The organism is Methylocystis sp. IM3, assembly GCF_038070105.1.
Taxonomy (GTDB): Bacteria; Pseudomonadota; Alphaproteobacteria; order Rhizobiales; family Beijerinckiaceae; genus Methylocystis.
Window position 1 is genome coordinate 3,261,417 of record NZ_JBBPBZ010000002.1, and the last position, 23,557, is coordinate 3,284,973.

General features: G+C 68.6%; 31 protein-coding genes. 13 read left to right on the forward strand and 18 right to left on the reverse strand.

Annotation, left to right across the window (positions count from 1 at the left end):
* Positions 1 to 10: 10 nt before the first annotated feature.
* Positions 11 to 781, reverse strand: coding sequence for a bifunctional demethylmenaquinone methyltransferase/2-methoxy-6-polyprenyl-1,4-benzoquinol methylase UbiE (gene ubiE / locus WOC76_RS17755; RefSeq protein ID WP_341104956.1), 771 nt, complete (start codon positions 779 to 781; stop codon positions 11 to 13).
* Positions 782 to 856: 75 nt separating this feature from the next.
* Positions 857 to 997 carry a hypothetical protein gene (locus WOC76_RS17760; protein WP_341104955.1) on the reverse strand — a complete coding sequence of 47 codons (141 nt, stop codon included), beginning with the start codon at positions 995 to 997 and terminating at the stop codon, positions 857 to 859.
* Positions 998 to 1,074: 77 nt separating this feature from the next.
* Here WOC76_RS17760 and mutM point away from each other — a divergent pair, with 77 nt between their 5' ends.
* The 6 genes from mutM to WOC76_RS17790 all read left to right on the forward strand — a co-directional run bounded on the left by mutM (position 1,075) and on the right by WOC76_RS17790 (position 7,486).
* Positions 1,075 to 1,944 carry a bifunctional DNA-formamidopyrimidine glycosylase/DNA-(apurinic or apyrimidinic site) lyase gene (gene mutM / locus WOC76_RS17765; protein WP_341104953.1) on the forward strand — a complete coding sequence of 290 codons (870 nt, stop codon included), beginning with the start codon at positions 1,075 to 1,077 and terminating at the stop codon, positions 1,942 to 1,944.
* An 81-nt stretch (positions 1,945 to 2,025) separates the two neighbouring features.
* Positions 2,026 to 2,778 (forward strand): ABC transporter ATP-binding protein, encoded by a 753-nt coding sequence (locus tag WOC76_RS17770; protein ID WP_341389204.1) that lies wholly within the window; start codon positions 2,026 to 2,028, stop codon positions 2,776 to 2,778.
* Positions 2,778 to 3,596 (forward strand): ABC transporter permease, encoded by an 819-nt coding sequence (locus tag WOC76_RS17775; RefSeq protein WP_341104951.1) that lies wholly within the window; start codon positions 2,778 to 2,780, stop codon positions 3,594 to 3,596. Before WOC76_RS17770 ends, WOC76_RS17775 begins: the two co-directional genes overlap by 1 nt.
* Positions 3,596 to 4,330 (forward strand): TlyA family RNA methyltransferase, encoded by a 735-nt coding sequence (locus WOC76_RS17780; protein ID WP_445928469.1) that lies wholly within the window; start codon positions 3,596 to 3,598, stop codon positions 4,328 to 4,330. The genes WOC76_RS17775 and WOC76_RS17780 overlap by 1 nt, the downstream gene beginning before the upstream one ends.
* Before the next feature lie 128 nt (positions 4,331 to 4,458).
* Complete coding sequence (locus tag WOC76_RS17785) at positions 4,459 to 5,721, forward strand: class I SAM-dependent RNA methyltransferase (protein ID WP_341104949.1); 1,263 nt, start codon at positions 4,459 to 4,461, stop codon at positions 5,719 to 5,721.
* A gap of 430 nt (positions 5,722 to 6,151) precedes the next feature.
* A complete protein-coding gene (locus tag WOC76_RS17790) occupies positions 6,152 to 7,486 on the forward strand; it encodes an FAD-binding oxidoreductase (RefSeq protein WP_341108725.1) in 1,335 nt (444 codons plus the stop codon).
* A gap of 3 nt (positions 7,487 to 7,489) precedes the next feature.
* On the opposite strand, the gene WOC76_RS17795 is transcribed toward WOC76_RS17790, so the two are convergent.
* Both WOC76_RS17795 and WOC76_RS17800 read right to left on the reverse strand, forming a co-directional pair.
* Positions 7,490 to 8,191, reverse strand: a complete 702-nt coding sequence (locus tag WOC76_RS17795) for an SOS response-associated peptidase (RefSeq protein WP_341104948.1) — start codon at positions 8,189 to 8,191, stop codon at positions 7,490 to 7,492.
* A gap of 47 nt (positions 8,192 to 8,238) precedes the next feature.
* The gene (locus WOC76_RS17800) at positions 8,239 to 8,985 is read right to left on the reverse strand and encodes an enoyl-CoA hydratase-related protein (protein WP_341104946.1); all 747 of its coding nucleotides are present in this window, start codon (positions 8,983 to 8,985) and stop codon (positions 8,239 to 8,241) included.
* Between the two features lie 234 nt (positions 8,986 to 9,219).
* On the opposite strand from WOC76_RS17800, the gene hpnA reads away from it, so the two are divergent.
* Positions 9,220 to 10,254 carry a hopanoid-associated sugar epimerase gene (gene hpnA, locus WOC76_RS17805; protein WP_341104945.1) on the forward strand — a complete coding sequence of 345 codons (1,035 nt, stop codon included), beginning with the start codon at positions 9,220 to 9,222 and terminating at the stop codon, positions 10,252 to 10,254.
* A gap of 24 nt (positions 10,255 to 10,278) precedes the next feature.
* Here hpnA and WOC76_RS17810 read toward each other — a convergent pair whose 3' ends face one another.
* The 4 genes from WOC76_RS17810 to WOC76_RS17825 form a co-directional block, all read right to left on the reverse strand.
* Positions 10,279 to 10,782: a hypothetical protein gene (locus tag WOC76_RS17810; protein ID WP_341104943.1), complete on the reverse strand. Its 504-nt coding sequence runs from the start codon at positions 10,780 to 10,782 to the stop codon at positions 10,279 to 10,281.
* A 29-nt stretch (positions 10,783 to 10,811) separates the two neighbouring features.
* Positions 10,812 to 11,129 carry a hypothetical protein gene (locus tag WOC76_RS17815; RefSeq protein WP_341104941.1) on the reverse strand — a complete coding sequence of 106 codons (318 nt, stop codon included), beginning with the start codon at positions 11,127 to 11,129 and terminating at the stop codon, positions 10,812 to 10,814.
* A gap of 157 nt (positions 11,130 to 11,286) precedes the next feature.
* Positions 11,287 to 11,859: a GTP cyclohydrolase I FolE gene (gene folE / locus WOC76_RS17820; RefSeq protein ID WP_341104940.1), complete on the reverse strand. Its 573-nt coding sequence runs from the start codon at positions 11,857 to 11,859 to the stop codon at positions 11,287 to 11,289.
* Positions 11,860 to 12,027: 168 nt separating this feature from the next.
* Positions 12,028 to 13,203, reverse strand: a complete 1,176-nt coding sequence (locus WOC76_RS17825) for a hypothetical protein (RefSeq protein ID WP_341389211.1) — start codon at positions 13,201 to 13,203, stop codon at positions 12,028 to 12,030.
* A gap of 238 nt (positions 13,204 to 13,441) precedes the next feature.
* On the opposite strand from WOC76_RS17825, the gene WOC76_RS17830 reads away from it, so the two are divergent.
* Positions 13,442 to 13,642 (forward strand): CsbD family protein, encoded by a 201-nt coding sequence (locus WOC76_RS17830; RefSeq protein ID WP_341104936.1) that lies wholly within the window; start codon positions 13,442 to 13,444, stop codon positions 13,640 to 13,642.
* A gap of 189 nt (positions 13,643 to 13,831) precedes the next feature.
* On the opposite strand, the gene rpsR is transcribed toward WOC76_RS17830, so the two are convergent.
* Together rpsR and rpsF are read right to left on the reverse strand one after the other, a co-directional pair.
* Entirely contained in the window at positions 13,832 to 14,068 is a 237-nt protein-coding gene (gene rpsR, locus WOC76_RS17835; RefSeq protein WP_016917696.1) for a 30S ribosomal protein S18, read from the reverse strand.
* Positions 14,065 to 14,487, reverse strand: a complete 423-nt coding sequence (rpsF, locus tag WOC76_RS17840) for a 30S ribosomal protein S6 (protein WP_341104932.1) — start codon at positions 14,485 to 14,487, stop codon at positions 14,065 to 14,067. Before rpsF ends, rpsR begins: the two co-directional genes overlap by 4 nt.
* Before the next feature lie 277 nt (positions 14,488 to 14,764).
* Between rpsF and WOC76_RS17845 the strand changes: the two genes are divergently transcribed.
* The 4 genes from WOC76_RS17845 (at position 14,765) to WOC76_RS17860 (ending at position 17,138) form a co-directional block, all read left to right on the forward strand.
* Positions 14,765 to 14,902 carry a hypothetical protein gene (locus tag WOC76_RS17845; RefSeq protein WP_341104930.1) on the forward strand — a complete coding sequence of 46 codons (138 nt, stop codon included), beginning with the start codon at positions 14,765 to 14,767 and terminating at the stop codon, positions 14,900 to 14,902.
* Between the two features lie 67 nt (positions 14,903 to 14,969).
* Positions 14,970 to 15,782, forward strand: a complete 813-nt coding sequence (gene panB / locus WOC76_RS17850; protein WP_341104929.1) for a 3-methyl-2-oxobutanoate hydroxymethyltransferase — start codon at positions 14,970 to 14,972, stop codon at positions 15,780 to 15,782.
* A complete protein-coding gene (gene hemH / locus WOC76_RS17855) occupies positions 15,779 to 16,780 on the forward strand; it encodes a ferrochelatase (protein ID WP_341104928.1) in 1,002 nt (333 codons plus the stop codon). The genes panB and hemH overlap by 4 nt, the downstream gene beginning before the upstream one ends.
* A 43-nt stretch (positions 16,781 to 16,823) precedes the next feature.
* Positions 16,824 to 17,138, forward strand: a complete 315-nt coding sequence (locus WOC76_RS17860; RefSeq protein ID WP_341104927.1) for a hypothetical protein — start codon at positions 16,824 to 16,826, stop codon at positions 17,136 to 17,138.
* Positions 17,139 to 17,147: 9 nt separating this feature from the next.
* On the opposite strand, the gene WOC76_RS17865 is transcribed toward WOC76_RS17860, so the two are convergent.
* Positions 17,148 to 17,450 (reverse strand): hypothetical protein, encoded by a 303-nt coding sequence (locus WOC76_RS17865; protein ID WP_341104926.1) that lies wholly within the window; start codon positions 17,448 to 17,450, stop codon positions 17,148 to 17,150.
* 31 nt (positions 17,451 to 17,481) lie between these two features.
* Complete coding sequence (locus tag WOC76_RS17870) at positions 17,482 to 17,760, reverse strand: hypothetical protein (protein ID WP_341104925.1); 279 nt, start codon at positions 17,758 to 17,760, stop codon at positions 17,482 to 17,484.
* 258 nt (positions 17,761 to 18,018) lie between these two features.
* Here WOC76_RS17870 and WOC76_RS17875 point away from each other — a divergent pair, with 258 nt between their 5' ends.
* Entirely contained in the window at positions 18,019 to 18,624 is a 606-nt protein-coding gene (locus WOC76_RS17875) for a PilZ domain-containing protein (RefSeq protein ID WP_341389226.1), read from the forward strand.
* A gap of 41 nt (positions 18,625 to 18,665) precedes the next feature.
* Here WOC76_RS17875 and WOC76_RS17880 read toward each other — a convergent pair whose 3' ends face one another.
* The 6 genes from WOC76_RS17880 to WOC76_RS17905 are packed head-to-tail and all read right to left on the reverse strand — an operon-like array spanning position 18,666 to position 23,381.
* A complete protein-coding gene (locus WOC76_RS17880; RefSeq protein ID WP_341104923.1) occupies positions 18,666 to 19,061 on the reverse strand; it encodes a VOC family protein in 396 nt (131 codons plus the stop codon).
* The gene (locus tag WOC76_RS17885; RefSeq protein WP_341104922.1) at positions 19,051 to 19,962 is read right to left on the reverse strand and encodes an SDR family NAD(P)-dependent oxidoreductase; all 912 of its coding nucleotides are present in this window, start codon (positions 19,960 to 19,962) and stop codon (positions 19,051 to 19,053) included. The genes WOC76_RS17880 and WOC76_RS17885 overlap by 11 nt, the downstream gene beginning before the upstream one ends.
* A complete protein-coding gene (locus tag WOC76_RS17890; RefSeq protein WP_341104921.1) occupies positions 19,952 to 21,343 on the reverse strand; it encodes a thiamine phosphate synthase in 1,392 nt (463 codons plus the stop codon). The genes WOC76_RS17885 and WOC76_RS17890 overlap by 11 nt, the downstream gene beginning before the upstream one ends.
* Positions 21,344 to 21,395: 52 nt before the next feature.
* Positions 21,396 to 22,190, reverse strand: coding sequence for a thiazole synthase (locus tag WOC76_RS17895; protein ID WP_341104919.1), 795 nt, complete (start codon positions 22,188 to 22,190; stop codon positions 21,396 to 21,398).
* An 11-nt stretch (positions 22,191 to 22,201) separates the two neighbouring features.
* Entirely contained in the window at positions 22,202 to 22,402 is a 201-nt protein-coding gene (thiS, locus tag WOC76_RS17900) for a sulfur carrier protein ThiS (protein ID WP_341104917.1), read from the reverse strand.
* The gene (locus WOC76_RS17905; RefSeq protein ID WP_341104916.1) at positions 22,368 to 23,381 is read right to left on the reverse strand and encodes an FAD-dependent oxidoreductase; all 1,014 of its coding nucleotides are present in this window, start codon (positions 23,379 to 23,381) and stop codon (positions 22,368 to 22,370) included. Before WOC76_RS17905 ends, thiS begins: the two co-directional genes overlap by 35 nt.
* Between the last annotated feature and the right edge of the window lie 176 nt (positions 23,382 to 23,557).

Here is a 23,557-nt window from a genome sequence, read left to right on the forward strand (position 1 = left end):
GTCCTGCCCGTTAGAATTTCCAGCCGGAATGGATCGCGACGACGCCGCCGGTGAGGCGCTCGTAGCCGGTACGGCGGAAGCCCGCCTTGCGGATCATGCGCTCGAAATCGTCGGCCGCCGGGAATTTGCGGATCGACTCGACGAGGTAACGATAGGGCTCGCCATCGCCCGCGACGAGCTTGCCGACGGCGGGAATCACGTTGAAGGAATAGGCCTCGTAGATCTTGTCCAGCCCCGGCACGTTCACCTGCGAGAATTCGAGGCACAGGAAACGGCCGCCGGGCTTGAGCACGCGATAGGCTTCCTCGAGCGCGGTCTGGATGCGCGGCACGTTGCGGATGCCGAAGGCGATCGTATAGGCGTCGAAATGATTGTCCGGAAAGGGCAGCGACTCGGCGTTGGCCTGCACGAAATCGAGCTTCTCGCCAATTCCTTTCTCGCGGGCGCGGTCGCGGCCGACCTCCAGCATGTCGCCATTGATGTCGAGGACCACGATCTCGGCGTCCGGGGGAGACTGCCGCGCGATGCGGAAGGCCACGTCGCCAGTGCCGCCCGCGACGTCCAGATGCCTGAATTCCTTGCGGTTGCGCGCGTTGACCTTGCCGGCGAAGGTGTCCTTCCAGAGCCGGTGCAGGCCCGCGGACATCAGATCGTTCATCACGTCATAGCGGCGGGCGACCTTGTGAAAGACATCGTCCACGAGATGCTGCTTCTCGGAAAGCGGCACCTCGGAATAGCCGAAATGGGTCGAGCCCTCTCGATCGGAATGGGAATCGGTCATTTAACGCTCGCCTGACAGGGGAAGACGGGGGAGGGTATAGCCGCTCCCGGCCGGGATGGCTACGGGCGCCCCGTTCTAGCCCTGGCGCGACACAAGCCGCCGCCCGGCGTTGCGCGGCCCGGCCTCGCCGCTGGCGATGCTGCCGAAGAGATAGATCGCCATCGCGTCGGGCAGGCGCACGCGCAGCGCCCCCACGATTTGGGCCTCGATCTTCATCCGCCTCTCGCCATTTGCTATGGCGATTTATGGCGCGGCGCGCGCCGGCGACGAAAGCGCGCCACCCGGAGCCTTTGATGCCCGAATTGCCCGAAGTCGAAACCGTGCGCCGGGGCCTCGCGCCCACGCTCGAAGGCGCGCGCTTCGCCCGCGTCGAGCAGCGGCGCGCGGATTTGCGCTTCCCCTTCCCGCCCGATTTCGCACGACGGCTCGCGGGACGGCGCGTGCTCGCGCTGCGGCGGCGGGCAAAATATCTCCTCGCCGAACTCGACGGGGCCGAGACGCTCGTCATGCATCTCGGCATGAGCGGCTCCTTCCGGATCGACGGCGCGGTCGCGGGCGTCTTTCACCATCCGCGCGACAAGAGCGCGGCGCATGATCATGTCGTCTTCCACATGGAGAGCGGCGCCCGCGTCACCTACAACGACCCTCGCCGCTTCGGCTTCATGCTGCTCGTCGAAACGCGCGACCTCGAGGGCCACAAGCTGTTTCGCGGCCTCGGGACCGAGCCTTTGGGCGGCGGCCTCGACGCGGCTTTTCTCGCGCGGGCCTTTCGCGGCCGCGCCGCGCCGGTCAAGGCGCTGCTGCTCGATCAGCGGCTGATCGCGGGGCTCGGCAACATCTATGTCTGCGAGGCGCTGCATCGGGCGGGAATTTCGCCGCTCGCCGCCGGCGGCAGGCTGGTGACAGCCGCCGGAAAGCCGACGGCCGCGCTGGCGCGCCTTCCGGGCGCCATCCGCGAGGTGCTCGACGCGGCGCTCGCGGCCGGCGGGTCGTCGCTGCGCGACCATCGGCAGGCGGACGGCTCGCTCGGCTATTTCCAGCATTCCTTCCGGGTCTACGACCGCGAAGGCGCGGCCTGCCCCACGCCGTCCTGCCCCGGAACGATCCTGCGCAGCGTGCAGTCGGGCCGCTCGACCTTTCATTGCCCGCGCTGCCAGAAGTGACGCGCCCTTGCCGGAGTCAGGCGCCCTTGCCGGAGTGAGGCGCCCTTGCCGCGGCCGCCTCGAACAGCCATAACCCACGTCATGTCCCCTTTAATGAGCGAACCGGCGCTCTCGGTTCACGGTCTTTGCAAGAGCTACGGCCAGCGCAGCGTCGTCGGACCCCTCGATTTCTCCCTGCCCCCCGGCTCCGTCACGGCCCTCCTCGGCGGCAATGGCGCGGGCAAGACGACGACCATCGGCATGGTGATGGGCCTGATCGAGCCCACCGCCGGAACGATCCGCGTCTTCGGCCACGACCTGCTGCGCGAGCGCTACGAGGTGCTCGGCCGCATGAATTTCGAGAGCCCCTATGTCGATCTGCCGCACCGGCTCACCGTGCGGCAGAATCTGCGCGTCTTCGGCCTCCTCTATGGCGTCTCCGACATAGAGGCGAAGATCGAGGAGCTTGCCGACGCCCTGGCGCTCAAGGACTTTCTCGACCGCCAGACCGGCCGGCTCTCCGCCGGACAGAAGACGCGCGTCGCCATCGCCAAGGCGCTCGTCAACGATCCGCAGCTTCTGCTGCTCGACGAGCCCACCGCCTCGCTCGATCCCGACACGGCCGACTGGGTGCGCGCGCGGCTCGAGGCGCATCGCGCCACGCATAATTGCGCGATCCTGCTCGCCTCGCACAATATGGGCGAGGTCGAGCGCCTGTGCGACCGCGTGATGATGCTCAAGGAAGGCGTCGTCGTCGACGACGACTCGCCGGCGCGGCTCATCGCGCGCTACGGCCGCGCCAATCTCGAGGAAGTCTTTCTCGACGTGGCGCGCGGCCGCGCGGGAGCGGCCTGATGGGAGGCGTTTTTTCGCTCCGGCGCGTCGGCGCCATGGTTTTGCGCTACAGCTATCTGCTGCGCGCCTCCTATACGCGCGTCCTCGACATCATCTACTGGCCGTTCCTGCAGATGCTGACCTGGGGCTTTCTGCAGACCTATCTCGTCAAGGCGGGCGCGCTTCAGGCGCCGGGCGGCGCGGCGCAGGCCGCCGGCACGCTGATCGGCGCGATTCTCCTGTGGGACATTCTGCTGCGCGGCCAGCAGGGCTTCTCCTTTTCCTTCATCGAGGAAATGTGGTCGCGTAATCTGCCCAACATTCTCATGAGCCCGCTGCGGCCGGCGGAATTCGTCGTCTCGCTCATCGTCATGAGCCTCGTGCGGCTCATGGTCGGCGTGCTACCGGTGACGCTGCTCGCCATCGTCTTTTTCGGCTTCAATCTCTGGGGGCTCGGCGTCGCCTTCGGCGCCTTTTTCGTCGTGCTGATGTTCTTCGCCTGGAGCATCGGCCTCTTCGTCTCGGGCCTGTTGCTGCGGCTCGGGCTCGGCGCCGAAAATCTCGTCTGGTCGCTGATGTTCTTCGTGCAGCCGCTCGGCGCCGTTTATTATCCGGTCTCGACATTGCCCAACTGGCTTCAACCCGTCTCCTGGACGCTGCCGCCGACCTATGTCTTCGAGGGGCTTCGCGCGCTGCTCATCGACCATGTGATCCGCTGGGATCTTCTGGCGCAGGGGCTTGCGATCGACGCGCTGCTCTTCTCCCTCGCCTGCTTCGCCTTCGGCAAGCTTTTGAACAGCGCGCGCCGGGCGGGCACGCTTTTGCAAGCGGGGGAATGATGGGGGCGAAACGCGCGGATGCGGCGCTTTGCGAACGCGGCTTCTTCGAAAGCCGCGCCAAGGCGCGCGAGGCGATCGAGGCGGGACTCGTCACCGTCGACGGGCGCCGCGTGACGAAGCCCGCGACGCCGATCGCGGAAGGGGCGGAGATCGTCGCCTCGGCCCCCTACCCCTGGGTCTCGCGCGGCGGCGTCAAGCTCGTGCACGCGCTCGACGTTTTCGGCGTCGATCCCGCGGGCCTCTCCTGCCTCGATGTCGGCGCCTCGACGGGGGGCTTCACCGACGTGCTGCTCGCGCGCGGCGCCCGCCATGTCGCGGCGGTCGATGTGGGCCATGATCAATTGCACGAACGGCTGCGGCGCGATCCGCGCGTGACCTCCATGGAGGGCCAGGACGCGCGCAGCTTGAGTCTTTCCCAACTCGCCGAGGCCCCGGCCGTCATCGTGATGGATGCGAGCTTCATCTCGCTCTCGGCGCTGTTGCCGAATGTGTTGTCGCTCGCGGCGCCCGGCGCCATGCTCGTCGCGCTCATCAAGCCGCAGTTCGAGGCCGGACGCGCGGCGGTCAGAAAAGGCATCGTGCGGGACGAAGCGGCGCACGCCGAAGTTTGCGCCCGTACGCACCGCGAGATCGAGGGCCTCGGCTGGCGGGTCGCCGGCGTGACGCCCTCGCCGATCGCCGGCGGCGACGGCAACCGGGAGTTTCTCGTCTGCGCTCGTCGCTCCGAGGGGTGAGACATGACCATGCCGAAGCGCCTACAAGCGATCCACGCGAGCGCCGCGCCTCCCTCCCTCCCCTTTACGGGGAGGGTGGCCCGCAACGCGGGCCGGGTGGGGTTGGGCCAACAAACGGGCGCCGCCCAATGAAAGAATTACGCATCGAACGTCTCGGCCATCGCGGCGAAGGCGTCGCCCATGACGGCGGCGCGCGGGTCTTCGCGCCCTATGCGCTTCCCGGCGAGACGATTCTTGCGGAAATCGAGGGAGAACAGGCGCGGGTCGTGGAGATCGTCGACGCCTCGCCAGACCGCATCGCGCCCATTTGTCCGCATTACGCCCATTGCGGCGGCTGCGCCGTGCAGGCGCTGGCGCCGGCGCGTTACGACGAATGGAAGCGCGGCCTGGTCGAAACGGCGCTCGCCCATGCGGGGCTGCGGCTCCCGGTGGCGCCGCTCGTCCATGCGCATGGGGCGGGACGCCGGCGCGTCACCTTTCACGCCCGCATGGATCGCGGCAAGGCCCGCGTCGGCTTCATGGCGGCGCGCTCGCACGAGATCGTCGAGATCGACGCCTGCCCCTTGCTCGCGCCCAGCCTTTCCGGGGCGCTCCCGGCCGCCCGCGCCATCGCGCAGATCCTCGCCACCCGCGGCAAGCCGCTCGATATCGCCATCACCGCCACGCGCGAGGGGATGGATGTCGATCTGCGCGGCGCGGGACCGCTCGACGCCAAGGAGGTCGGCGCGCTGACCGAGGCGGCGCAGGCGCATGATCTCGCCCGCCTGACGAATCATGGCCGGCTCGTCGCGCTGCGTCGGACGCCGCATGTCGCGGTCGGCTCCGCCAGCGTGCTGCTGCCGCCGGGCTCCTTTCTCCAGGCGACGCAGGCCGGCGAAGAGGCGCTCGCCGCGCGCGTGCTGGAGGCGACGCGCGGAGCGAGGAAGGTCGCGGATCTCTTTTGCGGCGTCGGCGCCTTCGCGCTGCGCCTGGCGGAACAGGCGAAAGTCTCGGCCTATGACAGCGCCGCCGGCGCGGTCGACGCCATGCGCGCGGGCGCCCGCGCCGCCCCCGGCCTCAAGCCGCTCGAAGGGGAGGTCCGCGACCTGTTCGCCCGGCCGCTGTCCGCGCGGGAGCTTTCGCCCTTCGACGCGGTCGTTTTCGATCCGCCCCGCGCCGGCGCCCTGGCCCAGGCGACGGAAATCGCGGCGTCGGACGTTCCTCTCGCGGTCGCGGTTTCCTGCAATGCACAAAGTTTCGCGCGCGACGCCGCGCTTTTGATCAGCGGCGGTTTCGAGGTGAAGGGAATCACCCCGGTTGACCAGTTCCGCTACGCACCCCATGTCGAGATCGTTGCGGTCTTTTCGCGCAGCTCGGGCCAGAAAAGGGCAAAACGCAGCCTTTTAGGGTGAATCCCTTAATTTTCGGGCAATGGTTCTGTGTCGAGAATGTCTCAACGGAGGGAAATCGAGATCAAATTTGGCCGCGCCTACAGCAAAGCCCGTTGCCGCAGAAAAAAATCAGGCATAGGATTTGCGAGATGGTCCGGTGCAGGCGGGGACCCGATGGTCTCCGGAACTGGAAGGAGATAATCATGATGAATGCGCTTATCGCCGCAGCATTGTGTAGTGTCGTCCTCGCAAGCGCGCCCAGCGCCGCGCGCGCTTACGTCTACGCCCGCAGGAAAGACGCGAGAGCACGCCGTCCCCGTTACTGACGGCCGGCTCCACAACGAAAAGGGCGCCTTCTCTGTCTCAGAGCGCTTGGTTTGACGCGCCCGATCTCTGCGATCGCCTCAGGGCGATCGTCGGATCTTCCGCCGTGGCGGCCGAAGCGGCGGAGATGGACGCTTACCTCTCCGAACCGCGCGACCTTTATCGCGGCCGCGCAATGTGCGTCGTCAAGCCCTCGGACGCCGAGCAGGTCTCCAGCGTTCTCTCGCTTTGCAACGCGCATGGGGTGGCAATCGTTCCACAGGGCGGCAATACGGGCCTCGTCGGCGGCCAGACGCCGGATGCGAGCGGCCGGCAGGTCGTCCTCTCCCTGTCGAGACTGAACCGCATCCGCGAAGTCGATCCGGCCTCCGACGCCATGACGCTCGAAGCGGGCGTGACGCTGGCGCGGGCGCAGGAGGTTGCGGAAGCGGCGGATCGCTATTTCCCGCTCTCGCTCGCCTCGGAAGGCAGCTGCACCATCGGCGGCAATCTCGCGACCAATGCGGGCGGCGTTCATGTGCTCGCCTATGGGGCGGCGCGCGATCTGGCGCTCGGGCTCGAAGTCGCGCTGGCCGACGGCCGCCTGCTTTCGACGCTCGGCAAATTGCGCAAGGACAATACGGGCTACAATCTCACCCAGCTCTTCATCGGCTCGGAGGGCACGCTCGGCGTCATCACCGCCGCGACCCTCAAGCTTTTTCCGCGCCCGCGCTCGAAGGCGGTCGCCTTTCTCGGGCTCGAAAGCCCCGAAAACGCCCTGGCGCTGCTCAATTTCATGAAGGGCCGCGCAGGGCCTGCCCTTCAGGCCTTCGAACTCCTGCCGCGCCTCGGGCTCGACCTCGTTTCGCGCCACATTCCCGGCGCGCGCGACCCGCTCGGCGCGCCCGCGCCCTGGTACGTGCTGTTCGAAATCGCCGGCTTTTCAGACGGCGAGGCCGAGCGCATCGCGGATGCGGCGCTCGCCGAGGCGCTGGAGGCGGAATTGATTTTGGACGCGACGCGCGCTCAGTCGCTGGATCAGGCGGCGGCGCTGTGGCGGCTGCGCGAGAGCATGTCGGAAGCGCAAAAGCGCGAGGGCGGCTCCATCAAGCACGATATTTCCGTGCCCATCGAACGCATCCCGGAGTTCATCGCCGAGGCCGGCCGGCGCATCGCCGCGCGCTTTCCGCAGGCGCGGCCCGTGCCGTTCGGCCATATGGGCGACGGCAATCTCCACTATAACGTCTCGCAGCCGGCGGGCGCCGACAAAGCCGCCTTTCTCGCGCAATGGGACGAGATGAACGCGCTCGTTCACGGGCTCGTGGACGAATTCGGCGGCTCGATTTCCGCCGAGCACGGGATCGGCCAATTGAAGCGGTCGCTGCTCACGCAGGTCAAGAGCCCGGTCGCGCTCGATGTGATGCGCGCCCTCAAGAACGCGCTCGATCCCAAGGGCGTGCTCAACCCCGGCAAGCTCCTGTAATGTTCACACGAGCGTCGGGGCCAACGGCTCCTGCAGTTTCGCGCCCTCGCTCGTCGCCTTGTTGATCTCCGGGCCGATCTCGAAAAACTCCAGCGCATCGTCGGCGGCGGGCTTCAAAAGCGCCGCGGCCTCCTCGACGCGCGTTTCGTCGCAGTCGAGCCAGCGGGCGAAATCCTTGGGCTCGATGATCGCCGGCATGCGGTCGTGAATGGCCGCCGTCGCGCCGCTGGCGCCGGTCGTGAGAATGCAGGCCGTGTCGATTTCCGCGCCATCGGCGCCGGCGTAGGTCTCCCACACTCCGGCGAGGCCCATGGGCGCGCCGTCGGCCCGGCGGAAGAGATAGGGCTTGCGCAGGATCCGGCCGCCGGCGGGCAGTTTCAGCCATTCGTAATAGGCGTCGGCGGGCACGAGGCAGCGGCGCCGCTTCATCGCGGCGCGAAAGCTCGCCTTGTCGACGACCGTCTCGGCGCGGGCGTTGATGATCAAGGGAAAGTCGCGCGGGTCCTTCACGAAGCCCGGCACGAAACCCCAGCGCGCCAGCATGAAACGCCGCACGGGTCCCTGCGCGCCCCGCTCGGTCGTGACGACGGCGATCGGCTGAGTCGGCGCGATATTGTAGCGCGGCGGGAAGTTCGGCGTCTCCGCATAGCCGAAGAGCTGGCGGATCGCCTCCGGCGCAGAGGTCAGGGAGTAACGCCCGCACATTGAAACCAGCCGCCTCCTCATCAGCTCCGGGGACTCGCAGATAAGCTCTATTTCCGCGCGAAAAAGGCCGCGAGCCGCGCCCGCGTCTCATTCGACGCGAGCGCCTCGGCGAAGAGCCGGGCCTCCGCGTCGATGCGGGCCAGCAGGTCGGCCGGGTCGCCGCGCAGCAGGCGCCGGGAGGCGACGAGCGCCTCGGCGGGCTTCGCCGCCAGCGCCTGCGCCGCCATCATGGCCGCCTCCAACACGCCCTCGGACGGAGCCAGCGCGTTGACGAGGCCGAGGCGATGCGCCTCCTCGCCAGAAAAAGGTTCCCCCAGAAGCAGATATTGCGCGGCTCTGGCCATGCCGAACCGTTGCGGGACCAGAAGGCTCGCCCCCGCCTCCGGCACGAGGCCGAGGTCGATGAAGGGCATGCGCAGGCGCGCCTGCGGGGCGGCGTACACGAGGTCGCAATGGAAGAGCATCGTCGCCCCGACGCCGATCGCGTCCCCCTTCACCGCCGCCACCATGGGCTTCTCAAAGGCCGCGAGCGCGCGCACGAACTGCAAGGCCGGAAAATTCTCCAGGCTCTCCGAGAGGAAATTGCGGAAGTCGGCAAGATCGTTGCCGGCCGTGAAATCCTCCCCCGCGCCCGCGAACACGACCGCGCGCACCGCGGCGTCCCGCTGCGCCGCGTCGAGCGCCGCGATCAGCGCCCGATAGGCGTCCCGGTCGAGCGCGTTCTTCTTTTCCGGCCGGTTGAAGACGAGACGCAGAACGGCGCCGACGCGAGAGAGATGAATCTTTTCGGACATGCCTGCCCTCTTGCCGCAGCGAGGCGTTCGATGCGAAGACCCGAGCCGGAGGGCTTCGGGCTTCGCGAGCGTATCGGCCAGGCGGATACGCAGCAACCGGAGACGAATTCTCAACGGTTTGCGCGCGTCTCCTGAATGGCGACGCTCGCAAAGCGGGACGTGGCTTTGTAGAGTCGATTCGGCTCTGGTGTCTCTCACGGCGCCTTGATCGGATGTAGCTTGGCGCTCGAAAGCATGGATAGAGACGATCTTGTTCTGGTGACGGGCGCGAGCGGTTTCATCGGCGGCGCCGTCGTCCGGCTTCTCGTGGCAAGAGGCGCTCGCGTTCGCGCGCTGGCGCGCCCCGAGAGTTCGCGGGAGAACATCCCGCCGGGCTGCGAGGTCGCAGAGGGCGACATCACCGATCTCGAAAGCGTCCGCGCCGCAATGAAAGGCGTGCGCCGGCTTTTCCATGTCGCGGCGAATTACCGGCTCTGGGCGCCGGCCCCGGAGACCCTGTTTCACGTCAATGTGCGGGGCTCCGAAATCGTGATGCGCGAAGCCCAGCGCGCAGGGGTCGAGCGCATCGTCTATACGAGCAGCGTGGCGACGCTCGCCGCCGCCAATGGCCGCCTCAGCGCCGAAAGCGACCGGCTTCCGCCCGAAAAGGCGATCGGCGCCTATAAGCAAAGCAAGATCGTCGCGGAGCGCCTGGTCGAGCGCATGATCGCCGAAGAGGGACTGCCCGCCGTCATCGTCTGCCCGGCGGCGCCGCTCGGGCCGGGCGACCTCAAGCCGACGCCCACGGGCCGCCTCGTCAAGGAAGCCGTGCGCGGCGCCATGCCCGCCTATGTCGAGACGGGCCTCAACATCGTGCATGTCGACGACGTGGCCGCGGGCCATCTCGCGGCCATGGAGCGGGGCGCGATCGGCGAACGCTACATCCTCGGCGGCGAAAATCTGACGCTCTGCGAGTTGCTGACCGAGATCGCCTGTCTGACCGGCCGCGCGCCGCCGCGCTTTCGACTGCCGCCCGGACCGCTCATGCCGCTCGCCCATGTGAACGAATGGGGCGCGCGCCTCCTCGGCTACGAGCCCTTCCTGCATTGCGACAGCCTGAGAATGTCGCGCACGCGCATGTTCTTCGACGACGCCAAGGCGCGCCGCGAACTCGGCTACGAGACGCGCCCCGCGCGTCTCGCCGTGAGAGATGCGGTCAACTGGTTCAGCGGGACGGCGCCCGCCCACGGATCGCAAACGATCACGGCCCCATCCTCGCGGGGAGGATGAGGCCGTGAGAGGCGCCGCACGGGTCTAATGCCGGCCGCGCCCGTTCGTCATCGCATTCACCAGACGCGAGGCCACCATCAGGCCGAGCCCCGCGCCGAGAAGCAGGGGCAGATTGCGCGGCGCCTCCCGCAGCGCGACGCGCGCCGCGTTCTTCGCCGCGACGGGCGCCGCGCTTTTGGCGAGGTCCATGAGCGCCTGCGTCGCATTGGAGGAGTTGATGGCGCGCGACAGGGCCGTGAACGGTGAAGCCGCAGTCAGCGCGGCGAGCTCTTCGCTCGCGCGCGCCAGTTGAACCGCCTCGCGCCGACGCGCATAGGCGTAGACGAAAAGCGAGATCGCCAGAAATGCGCCCGCAACGGCCAGATTGCCGAAGAGCGTCCCCAGGCTCTGGGTCGCCCAATAGTCCGCCGCCGCGGTTGCGAATCCGAAGGCAATCAGCAACGGAACCGCCGCCATGGCATTTCCGGACAGGCGGGTGATCGTGGCGCCGACCGCGTTTTCGGCCCTCTTGATGATCGGCTCGAACATTGACGTCAACTCGAGGCTGGAGGAACGATCTACCGGCCCATCCTCCAGAACGCGCCGAAGATGAAGCCCGCAAACGCCGCCAGGGCCACCGTCGTCGTCGGCTGCGACCGCGCCGAGGTCTCGATCGCCGAGCGGAAATTGCCCAAAACCTCGCCGGTGCGCTCCGCCGCCCGGCCGCTCCGCTCCGTCACGGCGTTCAGCGCCGCATTGGCCCGGCCCATGCCCTGCTGAACGGCGCGGCCCACCTGCTCGCTCGCCGCGGACGCCTGGTCGGCGATCGCGCCGCTCATGTCGCTCGCGCCATGACCATTGTGCTGCTGGCGCTGAATGTTTCGTTCCTCGGCCATTGCCGCCTCCAAGGGTAAGCAAGTGGCGAGTTAACGCGACGCGCATGGAGTTGTTCCTGGCCCAAGCCGCTTGCCCAAGCCGCTTGCCCAAGCGGCTGGGCGAAGCGGCTGGTCCAAGCGGCTGGCCGGCGCGCTGGCGGCGGCGCGGCGCGGCGCGTCAGGCGCCGCGCACCATCATCAGGAATTCCTCCCGCGTGCGCGCATCGTCGCGGATGACGCCGAGCAGGCGGCTCGTCGTCAGCGACGAGCCGGGCGTGTTCACGCCGCGCAGCGTCATGCAATTATGCTCGGCCTCGATCACCACGCCCACGCCGGCCGGTTGCAGGATGTCCTGAATCGCCTCGGCGATCTCGGCGGTGAGCTTTTCCTGGATTTGCAGGCGCCTGGCGAAGCCGTGCACGACGCGCGCGAGCTTCGAGATGCCGACCACGCGATTCGTCGGCAAATAGCCCACATGGGCGCGGCCCAGCACCGGCAACATGTGATGTTCGCAAAAGCTGGTGACGCGGATGTTCTTCAGGATCACGAGCTCGTCATAGCCGCCGACTTCCTCGAACGTGCGCTTGAGATAGTCGCGGGGGTCGATCTCATAGCCCGAGAACAGCTCGCGATAGGAGCGCGCCACGCGCGACGGCGTGTCGATCAGCCCCTCGCGGTCCGGGTCGTCTCCCGCCCATTCGATCAGGACGCGGACGGCCGCTTCTGCGTCGGCCTGGGTCGGCTTCGCCATGCGCTGCTCCGAAACTCTGTCGAACGCGCCGGCTCAGGAGGTGCGGGGCGGGAATCAAGAGCCGGACGCATTCGCGCGCCCCGTCCTGCATAACTTGCGACGGGGCGGCGCGTTTGGCAAACCGGGAGCGCTACGGTTGAGGAGAGCGCCCTTTTGGAGCGCCCTTCTTTAGGGGATGACGGCCCGGCCGATGTTGCCGATCGTCGAGCCCACGGAATTGACCGTGCGCTTGACAAGGCCGAAGGCGCCGCCGGTCTCGGCGGGAGCCTGCGGCGGCGCGGGGGGCGGGGCCGGAAGCGCGACCTCCGCCGCCGGCGCGGGCGTCTCGGTCGCCGGCTTGGGGGGCTTGGCGGCCGTCTGCTGGGAACCCTGGGGCTTGGGCTTCGCCGTTTTCGCCGGGGGCTTGGCGGCCGGCTTTGCGGCAGGCTTCGCCACTGGCTTGGCCGACTCGCTTGCCGGAGCCTCTGACTCGGCTGGAGCCGCCGCAGGTTGCAGCGCCGCCGTCGTGGCGGCGGGCGCGGGCTTCGCCGGCGCCGGCAGGGGAGCGGTCACGGCGGCGGGTTCAGACGCCGATGCGACAGGCTTGGCTGGCGGGGCCGCAGGCTTGGCTGCCGCCGCAGGCCTGGCCGACGTCGCGTCAGATTTGGCCGCAGCGGCCGCAGGCTTGGCCGGCGGCGCGACAGCATCCTGATTCTCCACCGGAACAACCGGAAGCGGAACAGCCGTAGTCGAGATGTTGGCGGGGGCCGCCTCCGGCGCCGCATCCGTCCTGGCGGCGGGCTGGGGCGCGGCGGCCGGCTCGCTTGCCTCCACCTTTTCGGCAGGCGGAGCCACGCCGGCGTCTGGATCGGGAGCCTCGAGCGACGCTTCATCGGCTTCCGGCGCGAGCGGGGCGGGCTCTTCCGGCGGCGCGATCCTGGCGATCGCCGGCTCCTCGCCGACGCGGGGGCCTTTGGCGATCGTCCAGCCGAGCCCCGCAAGGCCGGCGGCGATGATCGCCACGGAAAGATAGACGAGCTTGCGGCGGCGGGCGCTCTCGGCCTCCCCGGCCTCGAAAGCCTCGGCGCCGTCGGCGCGGGGCCTCTCGCGCGCAGGGATCGCGTCGGGCGCGGCGGATGGGAGCGACGCCGCGCGAGGCCGCGCCTCCGACCGGCGCGCATGGAATTCGGGCGCCTGGCCATGTGATCCGGGAGCGGCGCCCTGCTTGTGGCCGGCGTCGAACCGCGGCTCGAGACTGACCTCGGGCGCCGGAGACGCGCCGACCGGCTCTGTTTCCCGCCGCAGGAGTTCCTTGAACTCCGCGAAAGCGGCCTTGAGTTCCTCGTCGTCGCCTCGTTGATTCATGCCTACTCACTCATGCTGGCGTGCGGGCCGCCCAAATGGGACGGATCGGGGGACGCCGCGTCGCGGCCGCACCCGGGCCGGATTCTCCCGGCGAAGTCGGCGCCATGAAAAATCGAAATTGTGGCGGTACTTCGCCTGCGCAAAAGCGGCCCCGCGGCGGAACAAGCGGGCGAAGCCCGCGTTCTAACGCGCATTGGGCGGGCGGCTCACGCTCCCCGCCAAACGTCAGGAGGCCGCTATGGACTGGAACCGCGTGGAAGGCAACTGGAAACAGTTCAAAGGCAAGATCAAGGAGAAATGGGGCCAGCTCACCGACGACGACATCGATCGGATGGAAGGCAGCCGCGAGCAGTTCGAAGGCAAGATTCAGGAGAGATATGGCATCGGCAAGGACCAGGCCAAGCAGAACGTCGACGACTGGCTGAAAAATCTCCAGTAAAAGTCGGGACCCGACGCGCTTTTCTCACGAGGCGCCCTGCGCCTGCATGCCCCCGCCCTCCCGAGGCGGGGGTTTTGTTTTGCCCTGGCCAAAAAAAAGAAACCCCAGCCGGCGCGGGTGCGCGGCTGGGGTCGAAAGCCTGGCGCCGCCCCTCGTTTCAAAGGCGCGGCGCGTCTTCGCGGCGATCTTCTAGCGGATCACGTAAGGCAACAGGCCCAGGAAGCGGGCGCGCTTGATGGCCTGGGCCAGTTCGCGCTGCTTCTTGGCCGAAACCGCGGTGATGCGCGACGGCACGATCTTGCCGCGCTCCGAGATGTAGCGGGAGAGCAGGCGCGTGTCCTTGTAGTCGATCTTGGGCGCATTGGCGCCCGAGAAGGGGCAGGACTTCCGGCGGCGGAAGAAGGGGCGGCGGGGCGCTGTGCTCATTCGGCTTCTCCTTCGGCGCGGCCTTCCTCACGGCGCGGGCGACGGTCGCCACGCGGGCCGCCCGGACCGCCGCGACGCTCGCCGCGGTCGTCGTCATCGCGCTTGCGCAGCTGCGCCGACGGGCCTTCCTCCAGCTCCTCGACGCGCAGCGTCAGGACGCGGAGAATGTCTTCGTTGATGCTCTGCTGGCGCTCCAGCTCGGCGATGGCCGCCGGCGGGGCGTCGATGTTCATGAGCGTGAAGTGGGCCTTGCGGTTCTTCTTGATCCGATAGGCCAGCGACTTGACGCCCCAATATTCGGTCTTGCCGACCGTGCCGCCGAGCGACGCGACGACATTCTTGAACTGCCCGGTCAGAGTCTCCACCTGCTGGGGAGAAATATCCTGACGGGCGAGATAGACATGCTCGTAAAGAGGCATGATTTTTCGCCTTTCCGTTGCCGCGAGCCGTTCCGGCGCCAAGCCCTTCGAGCCAATGGGAAAGGCTCGAGAGGAAATGAGATCGAAGGCGGAGACACGGGAAGGCGGGAGATCCCTCGCCCCGTCGGGGCGCTTCCGTTCAGCCCCCGGCCGGGAACCTCGCGATGCGCGCCTTATACGCGCCTTTGCGCAGGATGCAAGCGGTCGCGGCGCCCCGTTCTTGTCGGCGCCCGCGCGCTTGGGCTATGTTCCGCGCGCACTGGCCGCGGGGGAGAGCATGAAAATCAGTCTGGCGAAGGTTCTGGCGTTGATTGGCCTCGCCCTGGCGCTCTCGGCCTGCGACAAATGCGGCGGCTTCGAGGAGATCCGCATCCCCGGCCAGCCCCACGCCTGCCGGGGCGGGGCCGCGCAATAGAGCCGAAGCCCTGGGAGGCGCGTCGCCGCCCGGCCGCGCGCAGGACAGACGACAGCGGGAGACCTGCGTGTCGAGAGCCGATCACTTTCTGGAAAAGAAACGACGCGGCGAGAAGATCGTCGTCGTCACCGCCTATGACGCGCCTACCGCCCGCATCGAGGCCGAGGCGGGCGTCGACGTCATCCTCGTGGGCGACAGCGTCGGCGTCAATGTGCTGGGCTACGCCCACGAGCGCGAGGTGACGCTCTCCGACATGGCGCATCATGTCGCCGCCGTGCGGCGCGGCGCGCCGGACATCTACATCATGGGCGATCTCCCCTACGCGACCTATGACACGCCCGAGCAGGCGCTCGCCAGTTCTCGCCTCCTGCGCGACGCGGGCGCGGATTGCGTCAAGTTCGAAGGCGCGCAGCCCGAGATCGTCGCCGCCCTGACGGCCGCCGGCTTCGACGTCTGCGGCCATCTGGGGCTCGAGTCGCAGCATCAGGAAATAAAGCGGCGCCAGGGCAAGACCGCCGCCGCCGCCGCCAAGCTCTTTGACGACGCGCTCGAGGGCGACGCGGCCGGGCAGAAATTCCTGGTGCTGGAGCTCGTGCCGCAGGAGCTCGCCGCGCGCATCACGCGAAGAGTGAAGGCGGCGACGATCGGCATCGGCGCGGGGCCCCAAACCGACGGGCAAGTGCTCGTCGTCAATGATCTCGCCGGCGTGACGGCGCGTGACTTCAAGCATAACCGGCGCTATGGAGACATCGGCGCGGCTTTGCGCGCCGCCGTCGGCGCCTATGCCGCCGAGGTGCGCGCGGGCGTCTTTCCGGGGCCGGAGCAGAGCTTCCACATGGCCGAGGAAGAACGCGCCGCTTTCGAGAGGATGCGCCCGTGACGTCGCTTGATTCGCCTGTCGGACTTCTGCTCGTCAATCTCGGCACGCCCGACGCGCCAGACGCGCCCGCGGTGCGCCGCTATCTGGCGCAATTCCTGTCCGACCCCCGCGTCGTCGATCTGCCGCGCCTGCTCTGGCTTCCCGTTCTTTACGGCGTCGTGCTGAACACGCGGCCGAAGAAATCCGCCCATGCCTATCAATCGATCTGGAACCACGACATCGGCGAGGGGCCGCTGAAGACCATCACGCGGCGGCAGGCGGAAAAGCTCGCGGCGCGCGGGCTCGACGGCAAGGCGCCGGTCATCGTCGATTACGCCCTGCGCTACGGCTCGCCCTCGCTTCCGTCGCGCATCGAGGCGCTGATGGCCAAAGGCTGCGAGCGGATCGTCCTTCTACCGCTTTACCCGCAATATGCGGCCTCGACCAGCGCCTCCGTGGCCGACGACGCCTTCGCCGCGCTGATGCGGATGCGCAAGCAGCCGGCGCTGCGCATCGGCGCGCCCTATTACGACGATCCGGCCTATATAGAGGCGCTCGCCGCGAGCGTGAGGCGCGAACTCGCCGCGCTCGATTTCGAGCCCGAGGTCGTGCTCGCCTCCTTCCACGGCCTGCCGCAGGCGCAGGTCGATCGCGGCGATCCCTATCGGGGCCATTGCGAAGCGACCTGGCGCCTGCTGCGCAAGGCGCTCGGCATGTCCGAGGACAGGCTGCGCCTCTCCTTCCAGTCGCGTTTCGGGCCGGCGAAATGGATCGGCCCCTATACGAGCGACGTGGTCGCCGAGCTTGCGCAAGGCGGGGTCAAACGCCTCGCCATCGTCGCGCCGGGCTTTTCCGCCGACTGTCTCGAAACCATCGAGGAACTGGGCGTCGAAATCCGCGACCTCTTCCTCGAAAAGGGCGGAGAGAAATTCGCCCGGCTTCCCTGCCTCAACGACAGCGACGAGAGCATGGCGCTCATCGAGACGCTGGCGCGGCGGGAAATCGCCGGCTGGGTCTAGGGTTCTCCCCGCTCCCGCCAAAATCTTGCTGCTCAATGGACCAATGACCGGATTTCGTTACACGCTCGTCGCCGCCCTTTTGACCCTCGCCGGCGCGGCGCAGGCGCAGGAGGCGGCGCCCGCGACGGGCGGCCAGCTGATCGGAGGGATTGTCGAGGCGCTCGGCATCCGCAAGCCGCCGCCGGCGGCGCCGGATTTCGTGCGTGAGTCGCGCCCCGAACAGATGGACTATCTGCCGATGACGCCGAGGCCCGAAAAACGCAAGACCGCCGCCGAGTTGCAGGCCGCGGGCGCCGAGCTCGAGCGCGCGGCGGCCGAAAATCGTCGCCGGGGCGCTCGTGTGAAGGTTCCAGACTGACTTCGCCCGTTACGCGCCGAAATAGAAGCGCGCGAGATAGGCCGCGATCATCAGAAGGGCGAAGATCAGCGAATAGGCGATCCAGACCTTGAAGGCGCGCCGCTCCTCCGTCAGATCAGACCGCTTCTTGGTCGCGCGCACATAGACGCCGGCGAGGAAGATGGCGACGAAGCAAATATAGAGGGAAATGAGCGCGGTGAGCTGCGCACTATAGGCTTCGGCCGCCTCTCGCGTCGGCGCGCCGTTGAAGACGGCGGAAATCAGATCGCCGAGCGACGCCCGCGCGGCGACCGGCGCGCCGTCGTCAGTCATGAGCCCCCTCCCCCGACAATCCCTCTCTCCGTCAATCAATGAACGGTCCGACAGCGCCTGAAAAGCTGAAGCCCGCCTCCGCGACATACCAGGCGCCGATGACGGCGAGGCCGAGATAGGCGAAGCGCCCCGCGTAAGGGATGATGCTGACGACGAAGACGCCGAGCAGAGCGAGCGGCCAGGAGATCGCAAACCAGCGCATCACGGTCACGACGCTCAGCGGAACGGCGAGGAGCGAGAACAGCAACAAGGCCCAGCCGAGCGTCAGGCCAATCGGTTTGAGAAGCGGCGGCGGCAATTTTTCGAGCATGGCCTTTCCCTCTTTCTTCTCGGGCGAGCATAGGCGAGCCGAAAGAGGCGCGGAAGCCACGCGCGCCGCCGGTCGGCGGCGAAAACTCGCCAGCGGCGCTGGCCTTTGCAATCTGCGCCTTGCCTACAATTTTAATGTCCTTTTTTGAGGGATCGGCACGCCTGCGGTGCAAAAAGGGCGTGCGGGCGGCTGCGGACGACAGCGAAGCATTCGCGGTCTTTCGTCGTGCCCGCGTTCGAGGATGCGGACAAGACATTCATGGCGTCGACAATGCACATTTCTCTTTCTCCCGCCGCCGGTCACATGGAAACTGGCGACCCGGCGCGCGTGCCGCTCTCCCTGACCGGCAGATACCTGCTGGTCGGATCGGTTCACGAATATGACTGCCGCACGCATGAAATCTCGGCCGATGCGGTTTCGCTCTTCGCGCCGGTCGTCTCGACCCCCGGCGAAAAGGTCGTGCTCTATCTGGACGAGCTCGGCCGGTTGACGGGCTCGATCTCACGGGTCACGCAGATCGGCTTCGATATGCGCCTCGAACTGACGGCGCGGCGCCGCGAGAAGCTCGAAAGCCAACTCGCCTGGCGCGCAGGCTCCGAGACGCCCGCCGCCCGCCAGCGCGAGCATCTCACGCCCGAGAACGGCGTCGCCATCTTGCGGCGGGGGAACGGTCGCGAGCATTTCGTGCGCATTCGCAGCCTTTCCGTGTCAGACGTGGCGCTCGAGACCGATCAGCGCGTTCTTCTCGGCGAAGAGGTCCTCGTCGGCGCCACGCCCGCGAAAGTCGTGCGCGTTCAGGACGGCCAGGTGGCGTGCGAATTTCTGCGGCCCTTCGAACAGATCGACCAGTCGACGCGGCTGTAGATATTCTCCCGCCGAAGCGGCGCCCTTCGGCGGAAAGCGCCTCAAGCGGCGGGGCGCGGCGTCATCCAGGCGACGACCGCGCCGCCCGGCTCGGCGAGCACGGCCATGCGGCCGACGCCCGGAATGTCGAAAGCGTCCTTGCAGATCTTCGCGCCCGCCGCCGCGGCTTTGGCGAGGCGGGCGTCGATGTCGTCGACCGCGATATAGGTGAGCCAATGTTCGGGAACGCCGTCGAAGGCCGCGCCCTTCATTTCGAACATGCCGCCGACGCGGGCCTCCCCACAGCAGATGATCCAATAGGTCATGTCCGGCATGGTCATGGGCTCGAAACGCCAGCCGAGGGTCTCGGCGTAGAATGTCTGCGCGCGCGCGACATCGTGGACGGCGAGTTCGCTCCAGCACACGACGCCATGCGGCGCCTGCGGATCAGCGGCCATTCTTCTCTCCCGTGGTAGAGGCGTCGAGCGCCTTGCGTATGTCGTGGAAGCCAAGCCGCCAGGCCGTCAGCCAATCGACGAGCCGCGCCGGCAAAAGGCCGATGAGTTCGCCGAGGGGCGAGCCCGTGCGCACGGGAATGCGCGCGGGCGGCCGCGACGCGGTGAGCGCCCGCAGCACGGCCTCGGCGACCTTTTCGGGGCCGGGCGCGGCGCGGCCGCCCTCGACCGCCCATTTCTGCACGCGGCGCGCGGCCGGGCCATAGACCGTGTCGTCGAAGGCGCTGAAATCGGCGCGCTTCGCCTTGTCCCAGATCGGCGTTGAGATCATGCCGGGCTGAATCAGGATGAGATCGATTCCATAAACCGTCAGTTCGCGCCGCAGCGCGTCCGACATGCCTTCGAGCCCGAATTTGGACGCGTTGTACGCGCCCAGAAACGGCGCCGCCCGGCGCCCCGCCACCGAACTCATATTGATGATGCGGCCGGGCGGTCCGCCCTGCGGGCGGCGCGCGCCGAGTAGCGGCGCGAAAGCCTGGATGACGCGCAATTGCCCCGTGAGATTGGTCTCGACCTGACGCTCGAAATCCGCGATCGGCAGATGCAGCAGCGGCCCCGGCACGGCGACGCCGGCATTGTTGACGAGGCCAAAGAGCGTCGCGCCGGAGAGCCATTGCCCGACCTCGCGCGCGGCGCGGGCGATGGCCTCGCCGTCGGTCACGTCGAAGAGCAGGGCCGCGAAATTTTGTGGCCCGAAACGGGCCGTGAGCCGCTCGGCGTCCGCGTCTTTGCGCACCGAGCCGAAGACGAAAAAGCCCTTCTCGACCAGCAGCGCAACGCAGGCCTCGCCGATCCCCGTCGAGGCGCCGGTGACGACGACCGCGCGCTTTTGCTCACCCCCCATGCCCGGCTCCCGACAGATCGAGAAGACGGGCCAGCGCGTCGAGGGTGGAGGCGTCGGCGCGGCCGTCGACGCGCGCGCGGCGGAAGTGACGCTGAAAGGCCGAAACGGCGGCTGCGGTCTCCTCGTCATAGACGCCGGTTTCCGCCGTCTTGTAGCCGAAGGCGGCGAGCCGCCGCTGCACCTGCGAGACGGCGGGGCCGGCCATGTCGAGTTCGAGCGCCCCATCCGCGTCCGCGTCCGGCGCGGGCGCCGCGACGTCGAGACCCACGCCCGCCGCGGCGAGCGCGTCCCAGGGAAAGAATTCGCCGGGGTCGATCTTGCGGCGCGGCGCAATGTCGGAATGGGCGAGAACGCGCTGTGGGGGGATGCCGCGGCGCGCGCAAATGTCCCGGCACAGCGCGACGAGCGCCTCGATCTGCGCGGCCGGATAGGGGTGCGGGTCGATATGGCCGGGATGGACGATTTCGACGCCGATCGAGGCGGAATTCATGTCGGTTTCGCCCGCCCAGAAGCTCACGCCCGCGTGCCAGGCCCGGCGCGCCTCGGGCACGAGCTGCAGGACGCGCCCATCCTCCTCGACGACGTAATGCGCGGAGACTTCCTGGATGGGGGAGCACAGAAGCTCGAGCGCGCCCTCCGCGCTCGGCATGCCGGTGTAATGCAGGACGAGCGCCGAAACGGGGCGCAGCCGCGGGCCATGGTTGGGAGAGGGCAGAACGCTCGCGCCCGCGTGATCGGGCGGGAAGGGATCAACCAGTTCGCCCGCCTCGCGCCAGGGCGCGGTGGCCGCGATCCATTCCACCGTGCGCGATTCGGGATCGGGGGCGCGCAGAATATCCGTCACCACGCAGGCGCTGTCGGCGCCCGAGGCGAGAGCGAGGCAGGCGCGGCACGGCGTCAGCCCGCCGATGGCGACGAGCGGAACCTCGCCCGCGCGCTTCTTCCAGTCGGCGAGCCGGTCGAGCCCCTGCGGCGCGAAGGCCATCTGTTTGAGCAGCGTCGGCCAGACCGGCCCGAGCGCGACATAATCCGGCGCGAGCGCGAGGGCGCGCTCGAGCTCGGCGTCGTCATGCGTCGAGACGCCGAACCGCAGGCCGTGGCGGCGCAGCGCGGCAATATCGGCCGTGTCGAGGTCGCTCTGCCCGAGATGGACGAAATCGCAGCCGAGTTCGATCGCGAGCCGCCAGTAATCATTGACGACGAGCTGCGCCCCCGCCGCCCGGCACAGATCGCGGGCGCGCGCGATCTCGGCGCGAAGCTCGTCCTCGGGACGATCCTTCACGCGCAGCTGCACGAGCTTGACGCCCAGCGGCAACAGACGCGTCAGCCAGTCGGAATGATCGACGATGAGATAGAAGGGATCGAGGCTCCAGGCGGTCAAAGGCGGCTCCTTGTCGGGGCAAGCCATAGACGAGCCCGCCGGCCCGGTCCATTCACGCCACGTCGCCGAAAGGCCGGCCGAGCACGGGCGTCGAGGGCTCCGCCATGTCGCGGGGCGTCATGGGCCTGGCGAGGAAAGCGAGGCGCCCCGCCTGCGTCGCCAGGCCGAAGGCCCGCGCCATGCCGACGGGATCGCCCGCGCGCGACACCGCCGTGTTGAGCAACACCGCGTCATAGCCCATTTCCATGACCGTGGCGGCGTGGGAGGGCGCGCCGAGCCCGGCGTCGACGATGAGCGGAACGCCGGGAAAATGCGCCCGCAGCGCCCGCAGCGCGAAGGCGTTGTTGACGCCGCGCCCCGAGCCGATGGGCGCGGCCCAGGGCATGAGCAGATCGCAGCCCGCCTGCAACAGCTTCTCGGCGACAACGAGATCGTCGGTCGTATAGGGAAAGACCCTGAACCCATCCGCGACGAGCGCCCGCGCCGCCTCTACGAGGCCGAAGACGTCCGGCTGGAGCGTATCCTCCTCGCCGATGACTTCGAGCTTGATCCAGTCCGTCTCGAACACCTCGCGCGCCATCTGCGCCGTGGCGATCGCCTCCCGCGCCGTGCGGCAGCCCGCCGTATTGGGCAGAACCCGCACGCCGACCTCGCGAATGAGGCTCCAGAAGCTCTCGCCGGCGCGCGAGCCGCCCGCCTCGCGGCGCAGCGAGACGGTGACGATCTCGCAGGCCGAGGCGCGCACCGCCTCGGCGAGGATCGCGGGCGAAGGATAGCGCGCCGTGCCGAGCAGGAGCCGCGACCGCAGCGCCACGCCATAGAGGATCAGGGGGTCGGCCGACTCCATGGGCAAAGCTCTCAGCCGCCCTGCCGGGGCGTGACGATCTCGACGGCGTCGCCTTCCTGCAAGGGCGTGCTGTCCCGGTCCTTGTCGCGCACGAACTCCTGATTCAGGGCCGTGCCGACCTTCTGGTCGTCATAGCCCAATTCGCGCAGCAGCGCCTGGAGCGTGGTGGCCGTGACCTCACGCGGGCGCCCGTTCACCTGAATCCGCATCATCCATGACCTCCGGAAAATAGGCTCCGCCGAGCACGACCTCGGCGGCGCGGCGCGCCAGCGCCGGCGCGAGCAGGAAACCATGCCGGTAGAGCCCATTCATATAGATCGTCCGGCCGCGCCGGATAAGCCTCGGCAGATTGTCGGGGAAGGCCGGACGCACGTCCGAGCCCGTCTCGACGATCTCCGCCTCGGCGAAGGCCGGATGGATGGCGAAGGCCGAATTGACGAGCTCGACCACCGAGCGCGCCGTCACCCGCGCGCGCTCCTCATTCTCGATCATGGTCGCGCCGATCATGTAGAGACCCTCGCCCCTCGGCACGACATAGACTGGGCGGCGCGGATGCAGCATGCGCACGGGGCGGGACAGCGCAATCTCCTCGCTGCGCAGGATCAGCATCTCGCCCTTGACGCCCCTGAGCCGCGCGAGGTCGTCGCGCGCGGCGAAGCCCCGGCAATCGACGGTCCAGTCGGCGCGGCTCGTCAGGTTTTCGGCCTCGACGCCGAAGCGCATGCCGACGTTTGGCGCTGCGGCGAGCGCCGCGGCCAGCGCCACGATGGCCGCCCGCGGATCGAGATGCGCCTCTTGGGGAAAGTAGAGGGCCTGATCGAATCGGCCCGAAAGATCGGGCTCGAGGCCCGCGACGGCGTCGGCGTCGAGCCGTTCGAAGTGCGCTGTGCGGCGGGCGAAATCGGCAAGCTCCGCGCGCTCGCGCGGCGCGGCGACGACGAGACTGCCGGCGACCGTCGCGACCGGGACCTCGCGCGCCCAGAAGTCGAGCGCCTCCTCGCCCAGCCGCGCGACGACGGGCTCGGCGCTCTCCAATTCGCACCAGGGCGCGATCATGCCGCCGGCAAAGCGCGAGCAGCCCTGCCCCGGCGCCTGCTGGCGCTCGACGAGTTCGACCGCGACGCCGCGGCGCGCGAGCGCGAAGGCCGCGCAGAGCCCCGCGACCCCGGCCCCGATCACCCGCGCGCGCATGGCCCGCGTCCCGATTGTGAAAAGCTGATCACCATCCCTCCGCCAGCATCGAAACTGGATCAGGTTCGAAGGGTCGCCGCGCCCGGCGCCTCGAGAAACCTCCAGACGCCCCCGCAGCCTCTCAGCCCCGTGGCGGCGCGCGCACGCCTCCGGGCGGGGCTCCCCCGGCGGGGCGG